Source organism: Pseudomonas sp. GD04058 (assembly GCF_029836855.1).
GTDB classification, from domain to species: Bacteria; Pseudomonadota; Gammaproteobacteria; order Pseudomonadales; family Pseudomonadaceae; genus Aquipseudomonas; species Aquipseudomonas bharatica.
The window spans coordinates 186,654-205,628 of record NZ_JAOECN010000006.1; the positions used below are offsets into that span (position 1 = coordinate 186,654).

Sequence of the window (18,975 nt, forward strand, 5' to 3'; positions counted from 1 at the left end):
CCTTAGGCACAAAAAGATTAAAAACGACTTTGCTTATTCCACCTTCCGGAACAGCGCGTTGCCACAGCGCGAGCAGAAGGCAGCGCCGTGTTCATGGCTGTTCTTGCGGCATACCGGGCAATCGTGGCGCAGTTGCTCGCCGCGCATGGCATTGGCCAGTTCGGCAGTAAAGATACCCGTAGGCACGGCGATGATCGAGTAACCGGTGATCATCACCATCGACGAGATCACCTGGCCCAGCGGCGTCTTGGGCACGATATCGCCGAAGCCCACGGTAGTGAGGGTGACGATGGCCCAGTAGATGCCCTTGGGAATGCTGGTGAAGCCGTGTTCCGGACCCTCGACCACATACATCAGGGTGCCGAACACCGTGACCAGGGTCGAGACGCTGACCAGGAACACGATGATCTTCTGCTTGCTGCCGCGCAGGGCGTCGAGCAGGTAGTGGGCCTGTTTCAGGTAGGGGCTGAGCTTGAGCACGCGGAAAATCCGCAGCATGCGGATGACCCGGACGATCAGCAGGTACTGGGCGTCGCTGTAGTACAGGGCGATGATCCCGGGCACGATCGCCAGCAGGTCGACCAGGCCATAGAAGCTGAAGGCGTAGCGCAGGGGCCTGGGCGAGCAGTACAGGCGCAGCAGGTACTCGACCAGGAAGACGGCGGTGAAGCCCCACTCGATGGCGGCGAGCAGGCCGGCGTAGCCCTGGTGGACCTCGTCGATGCTGTCGAGGATCACGGTAACCAGGCTGGCGAGGATGATCAGCAGCAGGATGGTGTCGAAGCGGCGTCCGGCAACGGTGTCGGTCTGGAAGACGATGACGAAGAGCCGCTGGCGCAGGCTCTGGGGGGTGTCCATGAGGTGGTGGTTCCGAGGCGGGTGGTGATGCGAAGCCTAGGGTGGGATCCGGCAGTTGTGCAAGCTTCCAGGGCCTAATCGCTGGCAAGCCAGCTCCCACAGATGCACCACTGCCCTCAAGAGCGGCGCGATCCCTGTGGGAGCTGGCTTGCCAGCGATAGCGTCAGATGCAGCGACTCTGCACCCCGGTCCCTTTCACATCCCCCAGCCGCACCATCCAGCACGCCACGATGAACGGCGCGGTCAGCCCCGGGATCGGCAGCAGGTTGAACAGCGGCTGCACCGCGATCGCCAGGACGATCGCCAGCAAGGGTTTCCACGGCTGCGAGCGCGTGCCGCTGAAGGCCAGGGCCGCCAGCGCTGCATTGAAGCCGTACAGCCCCAGGTACGCGGCCGTGGCTTCCCCGCCGATCAGCGCAACACTGCCGCCGATCGCTGCGCCGACGAAGGCCCAGGCCGCCGCATAGCGGTCCGCTAGCAGCAGCCCCAGGGCGATCAGCAGCCCGGCCAGCGGCTGGTCGAGCAGGAAGATCTGCCCCAGTCCCCGGGCGAGGGCATCCAGCGGGTTGGCCTGCACCGGCCCGCTGGCCTGCGCCGTCGGTTCGGCGATCAGCAACAGCGCCCAGCCGGCCAGCACGAAGGGCAGGGTATAGGCCGGCAACAGCACCGACCCGCCACGCTTGAGCCATTGATGCACCAGCATGCTGCTCAGCCCGGCGACGGCGATGATCAGCGGCAGGAGGAGCGGCGACCAGGGCAGCAGGTAGCTGAACAGCAGGCCGATAAGCACGCCGTTGTAGCTGTACAGCCCGGCCTGGCGATCGGCGCGGTTGTAGCCGCGCCGCTGGGCAGTGAGCAGGCCGGCGAGGGCGCCCAGCAGTGCGCCGCCGAGCAGGTGGGGCGCGGTGAGAAGAATGGCCAGCAGGCAACACAGGCCGCACAGCGGATTACGCTGCAGCAGCACCTGGCTGAAGCCGTTGAGCAACGCGGTGGCCCAATCCGGGCACGGATTGACTAGGTTTTTCGTGTACATGGCAGTAGGTCTGGATTAAGTGGGTCGCCTCTTTGGGCGGGTCTTGTCCCACGGTTATTGATCGCGAAGCAGGCCGGCGATCACGGATTCACGCGGATGAATCGGTGGCCGCCAACCTGCCTCGCGAAGACGTCAAAGCAGTGTTTCGATACGCAGCGAGTTAGTCGATCCCGGCTGACCAAAAGGCACGCCGGCCGTGATCAGCAGGGTGTCGCCACGGTTGGCCATGCCCTGGGCCTGGGCGATTTCCAGCGCGGTGGAGCAAACCTCATCGACCTGGCGCAGGCGGTCGTTGACCACCGAGTGCACACCCCAGACCACGCTCAGGCGCCGCGCGGTGCCCAGGTTCGGAGTCAGGTTGAGGATCGGTGCCCGTGGCCGCTCGCGGGAGGCGCGCAGGGTCGAGTTGCCCGACTCGCTGTAGTTGACCAGCACTGCCACTGGCAGGATCCCGCTGATGCGGCGGATCGCGCAGCTGATGGCATCGGAGACGGTCGCCTCGGCCTTCGGCCGGCCGACATCGAGCTGGGTCTGGTAATCCGGGCCTGCTTCGACCTGGCGAATGATCTTGCTCATCATCTGCACCGCTTCCAGCGGGTAGTCGCCGGAGGCTGTTTCCGCCGACAGCATTACCGCATCGGCGCCTTCGGCCACGGCGTTGGCGACGTCGGTCACCTCGGCGCGGGTCGGGGCAGGGGAGAAGCGCATCGACTCCAGCATCTGCGTCGCTACGACAACCGGTCGACCCAGTTGGCGGCAGGTAGCGATGATGTTCTTCTGGATCTGCGGCACGGCCTCGGCCGGCACTTCCACGCCCAGGTCGCCGCGGGCGACCATGATCGCGTCGCTCAGCTCGGCGATTTCGCGCAGTTGGGTGACGGCCGATGGCTTCTCGATCTTGGCCATCAGGAACGCACGGTCACCGATCAGCTCGCGGGCTTCGACGATGTCTTCGGGACGCTGGACGAACGACAGCGCCACCCAGTCCACGCCCAGTTCCAGGCCGAAGGCCAGGTCGCGGCGGTCCTTGGCGGTCAGCGGGCTGAGGTCGAGCACGGCCTGCGGTACGTTCACGCCCTTGCGATCGGACAGCTCGCCACCGTTGAGCACCTCGGTGTCGATGGCATCGGCGTGCTTGGCGGTCACCCGCAGGCGCAGGCGACCGTCATCCACCAGCAGGTCCATGCCCGGTTCCAGTGCGGCGATGATCTCCGGGTGCGGCAGGTTGACCCGCGTGGCGTCGCCCGGGGTCGGGTCGAGGTCCAGGCGCAGGGCCTGGCCACGCTTGAGCATGGCCTTGCCTTCTGCCAGGCGGCCGACGCGCAGCTTTGGCCCTTGCAGGTCCATGAGGATGCCCAGCGGGTAGTTCAGCTGGGCCTCGACTTCGCGGATCCACTGGTAGCGCATGGCGTGGTCGGCATGCTCGCCGTGGCTGAAGTTGAGACGGAAGATGTTCACCCCGGCTTCCACCAGCTGGCGGACATCGTCGATGCCCTTGGTCGCGGGGCCGAGGGTGGCGAGGATCTTGACTTTCTTGTCAGGCGTCATGGTGGGCAGTCTCAAGAATGAGGATGGCGCGGAAATCGTTGACGTTGGTGCGGGTCGGCTCGGTGACGATCAGCGCGTCGAGCGCTGCGAAGTAGCCGTAGCCATTGTTGTTGTCCAGCTCGTCGGTGGCCGACAGGCCCAGGGCGGCGGCGCGGGCGTAGCTGTCCGGGGTCATGATGGCGCCGGCGTTATCCTCCGAACCATCGATGCCGTCGGTGTCGCCGGCGATGGCGTAGACGCCCGGGAGGCCCTTGAGGCTTTCGGTCAGGCTGAGCAGGAATTCCGCGTTGCGCCCGCCACGGCCGTTGCCGCGCACGGTCACGGTGGTTTCACCGCCGGAAAGGATCACGCAGGGCGCGGCCAGTGGCTGGCCATGCAGGACCACCTGGCGGGCGATACCGGCATGGACCTTGGCCACTTCCCGCGATTCGCCTTCCAGGTCGCCGAGGATGAGTGGGCTGAAGCCGGCCTGGCGGGCTTTCACCGCGGCGGCTTCCAGCGACTGCTGGGGCCGGGCGATCAACTGGAAATGGCTGCGGGCCAGGGCCGGATCGTCGGCCTTTACGGTCTCCGAAGCGGGGTTGTTGAGCCAGTCGATGACGGCTTTCGGCGCTTCGATGTTGTAGCGCTTGAGGATCGCCAGGGCGTCGGCCGAGGTGCTCGGGTCGGCCACGGTCGGGCCGGAAGCGATGACCGTGGCCAGGTCGCCAGGCACGTCGGAAATCGCATAGGTGTACACGGTGGCCGGCCAGCAGGCCTTGGCCAGGCGGCCGCCCTTGATTGCCGAGAGGTGCTTGCGTACGCAGTTCATCTCGCCGATGGTGGCGCCGGACTTGAGCAGGGCCTTGTTGATCTGCTGCTTGTCGGCCAGGGTCAGGCCTTCGGCGGGCAGGGCCAGCAATGCGGAGCCACCGCCGGAGAGCAGGAAGATCACCCGATCGTCGGCGCTCAGGTCGCTGACCATGTCCAGCACGCGCCTGGCTACGGCCAGGCCGGCGGCGTCGGGGACGGGGTGGGCGGCTTCCACCACTTCGATTTTCGAGCAGCTGGCGCCGTGGCCGTAGCGGGTCACTACGAGACCGCGGACCTCGCCCTGCCAGGCGCGCTCGACCACTTCGGCCATGGCGGCGGCGGCCTTGCCGGCGCCGATGACGATCACCCGACCACTGCGGTCGGCAGGCAGATGGGCTTCAAGGACCTGACGCGGGTGCGCGGCATCGATGGCCGTGGCGAACAGGTCGCGGAGAAAGTGTTGCGGATCGACCGACATCTCAGGGCTCCAAATCTTATTGTTCTGCAGAATCAAAAACGCCCCTGGAACGGCCTCCGTGCAGGCTGAACCAGGGGCGGTGTTGCTCGAGTGCAACTGCCAGCCTCAGGGGCTGAAGGAAACGATGCGCGGTTCCTTCGATCCGCGGGCTGGCAGGTGTTGCTTATTTGTCGTCGCGGATCGAGAAGTTGGCCATGTGTTCCAGGCCCTTGATCAGCGCCGAGTGGTCCCAGTTAGCACCACCGATGGCTGCACAGGTGCTGAACACCTGTTGGGCGTTGGAGGTGTTGGGCAGGTTGATGTTCAGCTCCTTGGCGCCTTGCAGGGCCAGGTTCAGGTCCTTCTGGTGCAGGCTGATGCGGAAGCCCGGGTCGAAGGTGCCCTTGATCATGCGCTCGCCGTGCACTTCAAGGATCTTCGACGAGGCGAAGCCGCCCATCAGTGCCTCGCGGACCTTGGCCGGATCGGCGCCGTTCTTGGCGGCGAACAGCAGGGCCTCGGCGACGGCCTGGATGTTCAGGGCGACGATGATCTGGTTGGCGACCTTGGCGGTCTGGCCGTCACCGTTGCCGCCGACGCGGGTGATGTTCTTGCCCATGGCCTGGAACAGCGGCAGGGTGCGCTCGAAGGCTTTCGGGCAGCCACCGACCATGATGCTCAGGGTCGCGGCCTTGGCCCCGACTTCGCCGCCGGATACCGGAGCGTCCAGGTAGGCGGCGCCGGTGGCCTTGATCTTCTCGGCGAAGGCCTTGGTAGCGGTGGGGGAGATCGAGCTCATGTCGATCACGATCTTGTTCGGGCCGACGCCTTCGGCGACGCCGTTTTCACCGAACAGGACGCTTTCCACCTGCGGGGTGTCCGGGACCATGACGATGATGAATTCGGCTTCCTGGGCCACTTCCTTCGGATTGGCCAGGGCCACGGCACCCGCGGCGATCAGGTCGGCCGGAGCGGCGTCGTGGTGGGTGGAAACGAACAGGCTGTGACCCGCTTTCTGCAGGTTCTGCGCCATTGGGCGGCCCATGATGCCGGTGCCGATGAAACCGATTTTAGCCATGAGAATGTGCCTCTTCTTTTAATCAGGAGCGACGCGGTCCCTGTGGGAGCTGGCTTGCCAGCGATAGGGCCGGCAGCAGCAACGATGTTGTCCGCTCGGGCCTCATCGCTGGCAAGCCAGCTCCCACAGGGGAGGGCGGTGCTTGTTAGATCGCGTTATGGGTCTTCAACCAGCCCAGACCTTCTTCAGTGGTGGTCCTGGGCTTGTACTCCGCGCCCACCCAGCCCTGGTAGCCGATGCGGTCCAGGTGCTCGAACAGGAAGCGGTAGTTGATCTCGCCGGTGCCCGGTTCGTGACGGCCCGGGTTGTCGGCCAGCTGGATGTGGTTGATCTTCGCCAGGTTGGTTTCCACGGTACGCGCCAGGTCACCTTCCATGATCTGCATGTGGTAGATGTCGTACTGCAGGAACAGGTTGTCGCTGCCCACCTCGGCCTGGATCTCCAGCGCTTGCTGGGTGGTGTTCAGGTAGAAGCCCGGAATGTCGCGGGTGTTGATCATTTCCATGACCAGCTTGATCCCGGCGGCCTTGAGCTTGTCGGCGGCGAAACGCAGGTTGTCGACGAAGGTCTTGCGCACGGTGGCGCAGTCCGGGCCCTGTGGACGAATCCCGGCCAGGCAGTTGACCTGGGTATTGCCCAGCACTTGGGCATAGGCGATGGCCAGGTCGACACCGCTGCGGAATTCCTCGACCCGCGCCGGGTCGCAGGCGATGCCGCGGTCACCCTTGGCCCAGTCGCCGGCCGGCAGGTTGAACAGCACCTGGGTCAGGCCATGGGCGTCGAGCTGCTGCTTGATCTCGGTGGCGGCGTAGTCGTACGGGAAAAGGTACTCGACACCGCTGAAGCCGGCGTCGGCAGCAGCCTTGAAGCGGGCCAGGAAGTCCTGTTCGGTGAACAGCATGGACAGGTTGGCGGCAAAGCGTGGCATGGTGGTCTCCTTGCTGGGTTGGGCCCCGCACCCTGAAGGGCGGGGCCTCGCAGACGATCAGTCGAGCAGCGAAATCGCGGTTGGCGCGTCGTTGCCGACCAGCGCCAGGTCTTCGAACTCGTTGACCGCGTTGATTTCGGTACCCATGGAAATGTTGGTAACGCGCTCGAGAATCACCTCAACCACCACCGGTACGCGGAACTCCTCGGCCATTTTCTGGGCCTTGAGCAGCGCCGGGGCGATCTCGGACGGGGTGAATACGCGCAGGGCCTTGCAACCCAGGCCTTCGACCACGGCCACGTGATCGACGCCGTAGCCGTTGACGTCCGGCGCGTTGATGTTCTCGAACGCCAGTTGTACACAGTAATCCATCTCGAAACCACGCTGCGCCTGGCGGATCAGGCCGAGGTAGGCGTTGTTCACCAGCACGTGGACGTACGGCAGGTTGAACTGCGCGCCCACCGCCAGTTCTTCGATCATGAACTGGAAGTCATAGTCGCCCGACAGCGCGACGACCTTGCGGCTCGGGTCGGCCTTGACCACGCCCAGGGCAGCCGGGATGGTCCAGCCCAGCGGGCCGGCCTGGCCGCAGTTGATCCAGTGGCGCGGCTTGTAGACGTGGAGGAACTGGGCGCCGGCGATCTGCGACAGACCGATGGTGCTGACGTAGGTGGTGTCCTTGCCGAACACCTCGTTCATTTCCTGGTACACGCGCTGTGGCTTGACCGGCACGTTGTCGAAGTTGGTCTTGCGCTGCAGGCTCGACTTGCGGGCCTGGCAGTCTTTCAGCCATTCGCCGCGGCACTTCAGCTTGCCGGCGGCTTTCCACTCGCGGGCCACTTCGAGGAAGGCGTCCAGGGCAGCGCCGGCGTCGGACACGATGCCCAGGTCAGGGGTGAACACGCGGCCGATCTGGGTCGGTTCGATATCGACATGGATGAAGGTACGGCCTTCGGTGTAGACGTCGACGGAACCGGTATGACGGTTGGCCCAGCGGTTGCCGATGCCGAACACCAGGTCGGACTTGAGCAGGGTGGCGTTGCCATAGCGGTGCGAGGTCTGCAGGCCGACCATGCCGACCATCAGCTCGTGGTCATCGGGGATGGTGCCCCAGCCCATCAGGGTCGGTACTACCGGTACGCCGGTCAGTTCGGCGAACTCGACCAGCTTGTCGCTGGCGTCGGCGTTGATGATGCCACCACCGGCGACCAGCAGCGGACGCTCGGCTTCATTGAGCAGGGCCAGGGCTTTTTCCGCTTGCTTGCGGGTAGCGGCTGGCCTGGTGACAGGCAGTGGCTCGTAGGCATCGATATCGAACTCGATCTCGGCCATCTGCACATCGAACGGCAGGTCGATCAGCACCGGGCCCGGACGGCCGGTACGCATTTCGTAGAAGGCTTTCTGGAAGGCGTAAGGCACCTGGCCCGGTTCCAGGACGGTGGTTGCCCACTTGGTCACCGGCTTGACGATGCTGGTGATGTCCACGGCCTGGAAGTCTTCCTTGTGCAGGCGGGCACGCGGGGCCTGGCCGGTGATGCAGAGAATCGGGATGGAGTCGGCGGAAGCGCTGTACAGGCCGGTGACCATGTCGGTGCCGGCAGGGCCCGAGGTGCCGATGCACACGCCAATATTGCCGGCCTTGGTACGGGTGTAACCCTCGGCCATGTGCGAGGCGCCTTCAACGTGGCGAGCGAGGACGTGATCGATACCGCCGACTTTCTTCAGGGCCGAGTACAGCGGGTTGATCGCTGCACCAGGAATGCCAAACGCGGTTTCCACACCTTCGCGGCGCATCACCAGAACGGCTGCATCGATTGCTCTCATTTTGCTCATGGCTTTGTGCCTCATTGATGTTGTAATTGTATACAAGATGCTTTGCGCCAGAGTGTATTCATGGGACGCGGCTCTGGTCAATCCATTTTCGTCCGTGACCTGTGCTTTCGTCGAAACGCCGTAGAAACGGGCCTGGCGCGGCATAAGGTCGCAGCCTTCGAATTATTGTATACAAAAACATTTACCATTGTGTTCTATTTTGTCTATCAATTTTCACTTGCCCACAGGGCTTCATAACAACAAGAGGACCGTTTCATGAACGCATTGAGCTTGAAAGTCGCCGTCGGCCTGGTGAATGGCGCGCTGGCAGCGGGGCGCAAGATCTCCGCCGCGCCGCTGACCGTGGTGGTGCTGGACGCCGGTGGCCATCTGCTGGCCCTGCAACGGGAAGATGGCGCCAGCCTGCTGCGTCCGCAGGTGGCGATGGGCAAGGCCTGGGGGGCGATCGCCCTGGGCAAGGGCTCGCGTTTGCTGGCGCTGGACGCACAGCAGCGCCCGGCATTCTTTGCCGCGCTCAATGGCCTGGGTCAGAGCCCGGTGGTGCCGGCGCCCGGTGGCGTGCTGATCCGCAATGAGGCGGGCGTGGTGCTGGGCGCTATCGGGATCAGCGGGGATACGTCGGATATCGATGAGCAGTGCGCGATCAGTGCGATCGAGGAGGCGGGGCTGCGGGCGGATGCGGGGGTTGCTGCCTGATCTGAAGCTTGTGGTGTAACTACTGGCCTCATCGCTGGCAAGCCAGCTCCCACAGGGTTAGCGGCGCCGCAGACCCTGTGGGAGCTGGCTTGCCAGCGATGGGGCCCTCGCGCCGGACATCAACTGTCCGGTGCACACCCCTTCAACACCAAGCGAATGATCGTTTGCGTGGCCGCCTCGTAATCACTCTCGTCCAGCTTCGCCTTCCCGGTCACCACCGAGATCTGCCAGTCGAAATCGGCGTAGGTCTGGGTTGCGGCCCAGATGCTGAACATCAGGTGGTGCGGGTCGACCGGGGCGATCCGGCCCTTGTCGATCCAGCGCTGGATGCAGGCGATATTGTGCCGGGCCTGGGCGTTCAGTTGCTCGACCTGGCGCGGGCTCAGGTGCGGGGCGCCGTGCATGATCTCGCTGGCGAATACCTTGGAGGCGAACGGCAGGTCGCGGGAGATGCGCACTTTGGAGCGGATATAGGCGCTCAATACTTCTTCCGGGTCACCCTCGGCATTGAACGGCGTCGAGGCCTGCATGATCGGCTCGATGATGCTTTCAAGGACCTCGCGGTAGAGGTTTTCCTTGGACTTGAAGTAGTAGTAGACGTTGGGCTTGGGCAGGCCGGCCTTGGCCGCGATATCGCTGGTCTTGGTGGCGGCGAAACCCTTGTCGGCGAATTCTTCACTGGCCGCGCGCAGGATCAGTTCTTTGTTGCGCTCGCGAATGCTGCTCATGGTTGGCGCTGTTCCTTGGTCTCGTCCCGGGCAGGCCGGGCAGGCGGTGGCGCATGGTAGCACCGGGCTCGCGAGGGGCTCAAGGCAGCGGCCCGGCGCTGCTCGCGATGGCACCAATGGGTATTTGCATGGTCAACCCGCTATCCTTTTGCAACTATCCTTTGCGCGAGACAGGACACATGGCAGGAAGCAGCCTTCTGGTATTGATCGACGATATCGCCACGGTACTCGATGACGTTTCCGTAATGACCAAGGTGGCGGCCAAGAAAACCGCCGGTGTCCTGGGCGATGACCTGGCGCTCAACGCGCAGCAGGTCACCGGGGTACGCGCCGAGCGGGAGATCCCGGTGGTGTGGGCGGTGTGCAAGGGGTCGTTGCTGAACAAGCTGATCCTGGTGCCGGCGGCGCTGCTGATCAGCGCGTTCATCCCCTGGGCGGTGACGCCGTTGCTGATGCTTGGCGGCGCCTACCTGTGTTTCGAGGGCTTCGAAAAGCTGGCGCACAGGTTTCTGCATGGCACCGAGGAAAAGCAGGCGAACCATGCCGCGCTGAGCGAAGCCGCCGCCAATCCGGCAATAGATCTGGTGGCCTTCGAGAAGGACAAGATCAAGGGCGCGATCCGCACCGACTTTATCCTCTCCGCCGAAATCATCGCCATCACCCTCGGCACCGTCGCCGATGCACCGCTGACCCAGCAGATCATCGTGCTCTCGGGCATCGCCCTGGTCATGACCATCGGCGTGTATGGCCTGGTGGCGGGAATCGTCAAGCTGGACGACCTGGGCCTGTGGATGACCGAGACCCGCAAGGGCATCGGCAAGCGCATCGGCCACGGCATCCTGCGCGCCGCGCCGTACCTGATGAAGACCCTGTCGGTGGTGGGCACGGCGGCGATGTTCCTGGTCGGCGGCGGGATCCTCGTGCATGGCATCGCGCCGCTGCATCATGCGGTCGAGGCGTTCAGCCAGGGCAATGGCGGTGCGCTGACCAGCGCCCTGGTCAATGGGGTGCTCGGCATTGTCGCCGGTGCCGTGGTGCTGGCGCTGGTCAGCGTGGGCGGCAGGCTGTGGAAGGCAGTGCGCGGCTGACTGGTATTTTTGTCAGGTTCCTGATCGCACGCCGCAGCGCATACTGGCGTCCACCGCAGACCGGGGATGTCAGGCATGTCATCGAGTCGTCAGCTTCATCAGCACACGCCCGTGCTGTCGGTGGGCGATTCGCGCGGTGCGACGGTGCGTAGCGTGGCGTATTGTCGGGTCGCTGCGCAGGAGGTGGCCGAGAGGCGGGTCACGGCGCATGCCTTCGATGTGCTCGGACGTGATATCGCAGCCTGCGATCCAAGAGTGTGGAACAGCGGCGGACCGCCCAATCGTACACAGCTACATTCCCTCTCCGGGCGTGTCCTGTTTACCGAAAGCCGCGATGCCGGCTGGCGCTTGGCGCTGTCTACCGAGGTCGGGCCGGCGGCTCAGGCCTGGGACAGTCGCGGTTCCGTCTTTCGCAGCGAATATGACGGGCAACTGCGCCCTGTAGCCTTGCATGAACAGGCTGCCGGTGAGGCTTCCCGGGTGATCGAGCGCCTGGCGTACGGCGGTGCCGATCTTCAGGCCCGCAACCAATGTGGCCGTCTGTTGCGCCATGACGATCCGGCGGGCACCGTGCTGTTCGACGACTATGCGCTGGGCGGTCAATTGCGCAGGCAGCGTCGGCGTTTTCTTGTCGAGGCTGAGGGGCCGGACTGGCCCGGCGCCGAATCCGCGCGCGATGCACTGCTCGAGCCCGGTGACGGCTATGCCACGGAAACGCATTTCAATCCGCCCGGTGATCCTGTCCTGCGCATCGATGCCCTCGGCAACCGCCAACGGCTGGCGCTCGACCAGGCGGGTGCCTTGCGTTCTTCGACCGTGCAACTGGCCGGCAGCGAGCAGGCGCAAAGGGTGCGCGATGCGATCCATTACGACGCCATGGGCCGGGTCAGCGGCGAGACGGCCGGCAACGGTGTAGTCACCGAGCGCAGTTTCTGTCCCAAGGATGGCCGACTGCAGCGCCAGCTTTCCCGTCTGCCCGGGCAGGCAGCGTTGCAGGACCTGCGTTACCAGTACGATCCGGCTGGCAATATCCTGGTCATCGATGACCTGTCGCAGCCGCTGACCTTCTACCGCAACCAGCGGATCGCGGCGCAGCAGGTAATGGTCTACGACACGCTTTATCAACTGATCGAGGCCCGTGGCGTGGAAGTCGACCAGCCCAGCCATGGCCCCGGGCTGCCACCGCCGTACGATTTGCCGCTGGACCCGACCCGGCTGGTCAACTACGTACAACGCTTCGAATACGATGCTGCCGGCAATTTACTAAGCCGCCAGCACAGCAACGCCGCCGGCTTGCGCATGGCGGTGTCGGGCACCAGTAATCACGCTTTGCCTGGGCGACCCGATGGCAGCCTGCCTGATGAAGCGCAGATCGCCGCCGCCCATGATGGCTGTGGAAATCTGCTGCGGCTGGAGGGTATTGCCGAGATGCACTGGAATCCGCGCAACCAGCTGGCCGGGGTGCGGCAGGTGACGCGTGATTCAGGCAGCGATGACCATGAACGCTATATCTACTCGGCTGATGGCAACCGTGTGCGCAAAGTGTCGGTGGCCCAGGCCCGATCACGCAGCCTGGACAGCGAAGTGCGCTACCTGCCGGGGCTGGAACTGCATCGCGCAGTGACCGGGGACACGCGGCGGGTCGTACTGGTGGATGAACACCTGCGCATTTCGGGTGAGCAGTGGCGCTACAGCCTGGGCGATCACCTGGGCTCCATCGCCGTGGAACTGGACGGGCAGGGCGCCTTGCTCAGCCGCGAGGCGTTTTATCCGTTCGGCGGCACGGCGGTATGGGCAGCGAGGAGTGTGGTCCGGAATGAGCCGAAGACCCACCGCTATTGCGGCAAGGAGCGCGATGCCGGTGGTTTGTATTACTTCGGATTGCGTTACTACGCGCCCTGGCTGGGACGTTGGATCAGTGCGGATCCCTTGGGCGAAGTGGATGGGCTGAATCTGTACCGGATGGTGATGAACAATCCGCTGAACCTGCGGGATGTGAATGGCGGGGAAGGCATACCGACCCTGGCGCACACCTTCTGGGCAGGCAAGCCAATACCGGCCGACTTTCTGCAAAACACCTTGATGTTCAAGTACCACAATCCGGATTGGCAGGTGAACCTGTGGACCCCGACCACCAAGCATTGGCGTCGGACCCTGGAGGCAATAGAAGACGACGGTACCCCTGTCCAGCGTTACCTTGCGCATCACTACGCGGACAAGATCCAGTATCGGGATCCGGAGGAGATGTTCGCTGCGTTGGCCGGGATCTACCCTCAGGCGTATAAGGTCAGAAGCATCTATGCACGGGAAGGTAACGGACCCTTTTCGAACCTGGCGTCGATGGGCGATGTGTTTCGCCTGGGGGCGCTCGAGGTTTATGGCGGCTTATGGATGGACGGTGATGTGGCGGTGCGCGGGCCCATTGATCTTTCCAAGCTCCGCGGGGACTTCTACATGTATTCGAGTGCGAGAGATGTCATGAATGTAGTCCTAGCTGCCGAGGCTGAATCCGAGACGGGGCGGTGTTTGCTTGATCAGCTGGTCCTGGAATATTCGCCGCAGTCTTTACGTGCACGCACCAGGCCCGAGGTGAGCTGGGTCGAGAAGCGTTCCGGGCCAGCGGCGCTCGAGAGGTTTTCCCGTTTCGAGCTGACCATGGCCATGACAGGCCCGACCATGATCGGGAATGTTCTGGGATTCAGCCGGGTCATTGAAGATTTCGGGGTGTTGCCGATCAAGCCCTTTTATTACCGCGATACCACTCCGACCGAGGAGGTGTCCCTAAATCGCTCCCTTGAGGATGTGCTGTATTCGGACTACCGGATCGGTGTGAATGCCTCGGCCAACTGGAGTCATATTCGAGCCGGTCGCCGAGCTTCCATCGGCTGAACGGCCACCGCAGTGGCCGTTCAGCCATCTCAAGGCGCGATGGCAGCACTTACCTCATGACTCTCCGGCACCCACTCCAGCAGCCGCTGCTTGAACCCGTAGCTGGCGCTTTCGTAATAGGCGATCGCCCGGGTAATTAGCGGATTCTCCACCTCGCCCGGAACCTCCCGGCTTTCACCCAGTGCCTGTTGGTGCAGGCGCAGGCCGCCGCGTGGGCTGAGAATCGCCAGGTCCTGGCCATCGAACAGCCCCAGGTGCTGGTAGTTGCCGATCAGCACCCGCGGCGGCAACGCGTCTTCCTGCAGCAGGTTGCGTCCGTAGAAAGTCGAGGTGTAGCTCATGTTCAGCAGGCCGAGCAGGGTCGGCGCCAGGTCGATCTGGCTGGCCAGCTTGCCGTCCTCGCGCGGCTCGATCAGCTTCGGCGCGTAGACGAACAGGGGGATCTGGTAGTTCTGCACCGGCAGGTCTTCCTTGCCCGCGCTGCCGGCAGTGTGGTCGGCGACGAAGACGAAGATCGTGTTATCGAACCAAGGCTTGGTCCGCGCCTCGGCGAGGAATTTGCCAATCGCATAGTCGGTGTACTTCACCGCGCCGTCGCGGCCGTTGCCTGACGGAATGTCGATGCGCCCGTCAGGGTAGGTGTAGGGCCGGTGGTTGGAGGTGGTCATCAGTTGCAGCAGGAAGGGCACCTGGTTGGCGTGGTCGGCATCGGCCAGCTTGATCGCCTGCTTGTACAGGTCTTCGTCGGACATACCCCAGGCGTTCTTGAAGCTGATCTCCTGCTCGTCGACGCTGCTCTGGTCGACGATGCGGTAGCCATTGCCGCTGAAGAAGGCGTTCATGTTGTCGAAGTAACCGCGCCCGCCATAGACGAATACGGTGTCGTAACCCACTTCGCTCAGTTGCTGGCCAAGGCTGGCGAAACCGCCTTCACGGCCGATGCGCTTGACGATGGAGCGCCCGGGCGTTGGCGGGATCGACAGGGTGATGGCTTCCAGGCCGCGGTCGGTGCGGGTGCCGGTGGCATAGAAGTTGTTGAAGTACAGGCTTTGCTTGCGCAGGGCGTCGAGGTTGGGGCTGAGGTTGCGCGGGTCGCCGTTGCTGCCCAGGTACTTGGCGCTGAGGCTTTCGATGGTGACCAGGATGATGTTCGGCGTACGCGCTGTGCCCGGGTTGCTCACGGTACGGCGGATGTCCAGCGGCTCATTGCCGATGAAGGTCACGCCCGGCTCGTTCAGTTCGTCGCGCATCTGCCGGGCGGTGACCGCTTCGGGCAGGGTGCTGTAGAACTGCTGGTAGTCCAGCTCGTTGTTGCGGAAGGCGGCGAAGAACTGGTACGGGCCGTTGCTCGCCAGCTCGCGCTGGTAGGTATTGCCGCCCTGGCTGCGCAGGCTGTCCTGGTCGGCGAACTGCACGCACAGCAGGGCCGCGACGGCGATGCCGGCGGTTTGCAGGGCGCGCTGGCGCAGGCTCGGGTAGGGCGCCTCGAAGACCCAGCGCAGCGGCTTGATCAAGGCCAGGACCAGGGCCAGGGTCAGCAGGCCAAGGATGCTCAGCAGCAGGGCGATCGGGTAGGACTCGAGGATGTTGTTCAGCACTTCATCCGAGTACACCAGGTAATCCACGGCGATGAAGTTGAAGCGCACCCCGAACTCGTCCCAGAACAGCCATTCGGCCACCGCGGTGAACAGCATGATGTAGAGGCTGATCGCGAGGATGCCCACCAGCAGCCAGCGGGTGACCCGGGCCTGCCATAGCCGGCGCGGGCAGAGCAGGACGAACAGGCTCAGGGGCAGGGCGGCATAGACCAGGAACACCAGGTCGTTGAGCAGGCCCACGGTGAAGACCGAAAGGAACGCATGTCCGGCTTCATCCAGGTGGCTGAACATCAGGGCCGCGCGGGTCAGCAGGAAAACACCGAGCCAGACGGCGGACAGCAGCAAGAGATAGCGCATGGGCGCTGTTTTGGGGGTGTGCATCGTGAATTCCCTTTATTCGAATAGTCCATTACCTGCAACGGCCTTGTTTGGCAGGTACTGGCGAGTGTAGGCGGGGAAAACTAACAAGGGAAAAGAGAAAGAAATGTAAATGTCATGTATGGAAATGATGAAAAGCCCGGCTAAAGTAACGGGCAGTTGCAACGGGCAAGGAAGTCCGGATTGAAGTAATAACGATTACTATTTTTCTTGCCGCAAGGAAGGGGTGTCATGCCTGTCTGGAAGTTGTCCTTCGATATTTATCATCTGGCGTTCTACCTGGCTGCCATCTTGTTTTGGTTGTGCCTCTGCCTGCTGCTCGCCTTCAACTCTCGCCTGCTGTTTCACGCCCGGCACGGGTACCTGCATTGGCTGGTACCGGGGTTGGCGGTGTTCGTCAGTGGCTGTCTGCTGCTGCTTGATGTGATCTTCTTCTTCGACCGTGCCGGCATGCTTGCCGCCCTTCTGCTATTGGGCTTCGGGGTACCTACGGCGGCGATCTGGAGTGTGCGCCTGCGCCTCTCGCGCTAAGTCGCAGGTTTGTTTCAGGGATAGTCGAACAGGTGTCAGGAGACACACTTATGAACGTACAAGCGTCGAGCACGCGGGGCATGCCTGCGCCGTTACTGGTGTTGCTGGTTGCGCTGTGGATGACACTGGTGATGAACGCACCTTTCTGGCGCAAGGTCTGTACGGCCACGGGTGGCCTTGAAAATGACAATCCGTTCTTTCTCGGCACGCTTCCATTAGTGGTGCTGGCGTTTAACTTTGTAGTCCTGTGTTTATTGGCATGGGGCAGGTTGGGCAAACTTGTCCTGGTCATCATGTTGTTGCTGTCGGCCTGCGTCAGTTACTTCATGAGCAACTACGGTGTGATGATCGACTATTCGATGTTGATCAATGCAATGCAGACCGATCGCCGTGAAGTGTTCGATCTGCTCGGTCCCGGGCTGGCGTTCTGGGTGCTGCTGGTTGGCGTGGTGCCGGCGATTGTGGTCAGCCGCATTCCCGTGGCCCGGCCTGGCTATGCGAGGGCGGGCCTGTCCAAGGCGGGCAGCGTGCTGGTGGCATTGGCGCTGATCGCCCTGATCCTGGCGCTGGCCTATCAGTCCTACGCCTCGCTGCTGCGCAACCACCGTGAACTGCGCCTGATGCTGGTGCCGTCGAACCTGGTCGGTGCGGTGCACAGCTATGCCAAGCGCCAATTGCGCACGCCCTTGACCCTGGAGCAGGTCGGGCTGGATGCGGCGCGCCAGGTCAATTCCGCCGCCGGCGGCCGGCATAAGGTGGTGGTGCTGGTGGTCGGTGAAACCGCGCGGGCGGCGAGTTTCTCGCTCAACGGCTACGAGCGGCAGACCAATCCGGCGCTGGCGACCCGCGAGGTGGTCAGTTTCAGCGAGGTCAGCGCCTGTGGCACCGCCACGGCGATCTCGGTGCCCTGCATGTTCCAGGACCTTGGCCGCCGCGAGTACCGCAGCATCCACGGCAAAAGTCGCGAAAACCTGCTCGATGTGCTGCAGCGGGCAGGTGTGGCGGTGCTCTGGCGCGACAACAACTCGGGCTGCAAGGGCGCCTGCGACCGGGTGCCCAGCGAGGAGGTGGACAAGCTGCAGATCCCCGGAATCTGCAACGCCGATGGCTGCTTCGACGAAGCCTTGCTGCATGGCCTGGCGGAGCGGATCGACAGCAGCAGCGACGATACCCTCATCGTCCTGCACATGCTCGGCAGCCATGGCCCGGCCTACTACAAGCGCTATCCCCAGGCCTTCCGCCGCTTCACCCCGACCTGCGACAGCAGCCAGCTGGACAAATGCGACAACGCCGCCATCGTCAATGCTTACGACAATTCGATCCTTTACACCGACCACGTGCTGGGGCAACTGCTCGATCTGCTGAAGGCGCGCGAACAGCGTTTCGACACGGCCATGCTCTATGTGTCCGATCATGGCGAATCGCTGGGGGAGAAGGGCGTCTACCTGCACGGGCTGCCGTATGCCATGGCGCCGAGCGAGCAGACCCGGGTACCAATGGTGGCGTGGCTGTCGGAAGGTTTCGCCAGAAGCGGCGGGGCGAGCATGGAGTGCCTGCGCGGGCGGCGTGACAGCCCGCTGTCCCACGACAACCTGTTCCATTCAATGCTGGGCCTCATGGGCGTCAGCACCTCGGTCTATCGCGAGGAACTGGACCTGTTCAGGCCCTGCGGTGCAGGGCCCGGACAGGTTGCCGCCGCAGCGGCGAACGACGCGGTTAGAAGTGCACCTTGACCAGCAGGCTGGCGGTGTTCTGGTTGGTATCGAAGAACTTGCTGTCCTTGATGCCGTACTTGTCCGACCAGTAGTCGTACTCGATACCGACGTACAGTTGCTTCTCGCCGAAGTTCAGGGCCTTGCCCAGGTCGTACTTGATCTGCGGGTTGAAGTGCAGGTTGGCGTGGTAGGTGCCCTTGCTGTTCTCGTCGTTATCCACCACCCAGTCCATGAAACCGTCGATCAGGATGTCGGACTTGCCCACGGGAATGGTGTAGGCCCAGACCGGGGTGATCTGCCAGACGTTGTCGCCGGCACGGCTGCCTTCGGTGTGGCGGTTGTAGAAGTTCAGCTGGAAGTAGTCGAAGCCCGGCACGTCGAGGTCGAAGCCCGGACCGATCAGGTAGGCCTCGGTGTCGCCTTCGCCGAACTCGTAGGTCATGGCCAGCAGTACGTCCTTGACCGGGCCGAAGGACAGGTCCTGGCCGAGGATCTTGCCGAACGACAGGCGCGGGCTGAACTCGCCGTAGTAGGTGTTCGGGCCGTTGTTCGCGTCTTTCTGGCCGTTGTAGAAGATCTTGTCGATGAACAGGAAGTTGTCACCGTACTTCCAGGCATCGGCGTGCTCGAAGGTGAAGGTCTGCTGGATTTCCGGGTTGACGGCGAAATCCTTGCCGTACAGGTAGGTCAGGCTGTTGTTCTGCCACAACAGCAGGTCGTCGGCCATCGCGGAACTGGCGGCCAGCAGGCCCCCGGCGAGGATCAGGCGGTTGGTAAAGCGCATCGGGTAGCTCCCTTGATCGATTCTGTTAGCAACGCTCTTGA

General features: G+C 63.5%; 15 protein-coding genes. 5 read left to right on the forward strand and 10 right to left on the reverse strand.

Going from position 1 to position 18,975, the window contains the following annotated elements; translation table 11 throughout:
- Positions 1-33: 33 nt before the first annotated feature.
- The 7 genes from N7650_RS07970 to gcl form a co-directional block, all read right to left on the reverse strand.
- Positions 34-858 (reverse strand): ion transporter, encoded by an 825-nt coding sequence (locus tag N7650_RS07970; protein ID WP_009397644.1) that lies wholly within the window; start codon positions 856-858, stop codon positions 34-36.
- A 163-nt stretch (positions 859-1,021) separates the two neighbouring features.
- A complete protein-coding gene (locus N7650_RS07975; RefSeq protein WP_037059774.1) occupies positions 1,022-1,891 on the reverse strand; it encodes an urea transporter in 870 nt (289 codons plus the stop codon).
- A gap of 132 nt (positions 1,892-2,023) precedes the next feature.
- Entirely contained in the window at positions 2,024-3,439 is a 1,416-nt protein-coding gene (gene pyk / locus N7650_RS07980) for a pyruvate kinase (RefSeq protein WP_279897745.1), read from the reverse strand.
- Positions 3,429-4,709 (reverse strand): glycerate kinase, encoded by a 1,281-nt coding sequence (locus N7650_RS07985; protein WP_064302561.1) that lies wholly within the window; start codon positions 4,707-4,709, stop codon positions 3,429-3,431. Before N7650_RS07985 ends, pyk begins: the two co-directional genes overlap by 11 nt.
- A 163-nt stretch (positions 4,710-4,872) precedes the next feature.
- Positions 4,873-5,766: a 2-hydroxy-3-oxopropionate reductase gene (locus tag N7650_RS07990; protein ID WP_009397636.1), complete on the reverse strand. Its 894-nt coding sequence runs from the start codon at positions 5,764-5,766 to the stop codon at positions 4,873-4,875.
- Between the two features lie 145 nt (positions 5,767-5,911).
- Positions 5,912-6,694, reverse strand: a complete 783-nt coding sequence (gene hyi, locus N7650_RS07995) for a hydroxypyruvate isomerase (RefSeq protein WP_009397631.1) — start codon at positions 6,692-6,694, stop codon at positions 5,912-5,914.
- Positions 6,695-6,751: 57 nt separating this feature from the next.
- Complete coding sequence (gcl, locus tag N7650_RS08000) at positions 6,752-8,527, reverse strand: glyoxylate carboligase (RefSeq protein WP_009397628.1); 1,776 nt, start codon at positions 8,525-8,527, stop codon at positions 6,752-6,754.
- Between the two features lie 255 nt (positions 8,528-8,782).
- Between gcl and N7650_RS08005 the strand changes: the two genes are divergently transcribed.
- Positions 8,783-9,223 carry a heme-binding protein gene (locus N7650_RS08005; protein WP_009397627.1) on the forward strand — a complete coding sequence of 147 codons (441 nt, stop codon included), beginning with the start codon at positions 8,783-8,785 and terminating at the stop codon, positions 9,221-9,223.
- A gap of 119 nt (positions 9,224-9,342) precedes the next feature.
- On the opposite strand, the gene N7650_RS08010 is transcribed toward N7650_RS08005, so the two are convergent.
- The gene (locus N7650_RS08010; RefSeq protein ID WP_009397626.1) at positions 9,343-9,951 is read right to left on the reverse strand and encodes a TetR/AcrR family transcriptional regulator; all 609 of its coding nucleotides are present in this window, start codon (positions 9,949-9,951) and stop codon (positions 9,343-9,345) included.
- A gap of 179 nt (positions 9,952-10,130) precedes the next feature.
- Here N7650_RS08010 and N7650_RS08015 point away from each other — a divergent pair, with 179 nt between their 5' ends.
- Together N7650_RS08015 and N7650_RS08020 are read left to right on the forward strand one after the other, a co-directional pair.
- The gene (locus tag N7650_RS08015; RefSeq protein ID WP_279897748.1) at positions 10,131-11,039 is read left to right on the forward strand and encodes a DUF808 domain-containing protein; all 909 of its coding nucleotides are present in this window, start codon (positions 10,131-10,133) and stop codon (positions 11,037-11,039) included.
- 75 nt (positions 11,040-11,114) lie between these two features.
- Complete coding sequence (locus N7650_RS08020; RefSeq protein ID WP_279897749.1) at positions 11,115-13,928, forward strand: RHS repeat-associated core domain-containing protein; 2,814 nt, start codon at positions 11,115-11,117, stop codon at positions 13,926-13,928.
- Between the two features lie 29 nt (positions 13,929-13,957).
- Here N7650_RS08020 and N7650_RS08025 read toward each other — a convergent pair whose 3' ends face one another.
- A complete protein-coding gene (locus N7650_RS08025) occupies positions 13,958-15,907 on the reverse strand; it encodes an LTA synthase family protein (RefSeq protein ID WP_279897750.1) in 1,950 nt (649 codons plus the stop codon).
- Positions 15,908-16,135: 228 nt separating this feature from the next.
- On the opposite strand from N7650_RS08025, the gene N7650_RS08030 reads away from it, so the two are divergent.
- Both N7650_RS08030 and N7650_RS08035 read left to right on the forward strand, forming a co-directional pair.
- Positions 16,136-16,435 carry a hypothetical protein gene (locus N7650_RS08030; RefSeq protein ID WP_009397621.1) on the forward strand — a complete coding sequence of 100 codons (300 nt, stop codon included), beginning with the start codon at positions 16,136-16,138 and terminating at the stop codon, positions 16,433-16,435.
- A gap of 50 nt (positions 16,436-16,485) precedes the next feature.
- On the forward strand, positions 16,486-18,168 hold the full coding sequence (locus N7650_RS08035; RefSeq protein WP_279897751.1) for a phosphoethanolamine--lipid A transferase: 1,683 nt from the start codon (positions 16,486-16,488) through the stop codon (positions 18,166-18,168).
- Here N7650_RS08035 and N7650_RS08040 read toward each other — a convergent pair.
- Complete coding sequence (locus N7650_RS08040) at positions 18,152-18,934, reverse strand: outer membrane protein OmpK (protein WP_009396142.1); 783 nt, start codon at positions 18,932-18,934, stop codon at positions 18,152-18,154. The genes N7650_RS08035 and N7650_RS08040 overlap by 17 nt on opposite strands.
- Between the last annotated feature and the right edge of the window lie 41 nt (positions 18,935-18,975).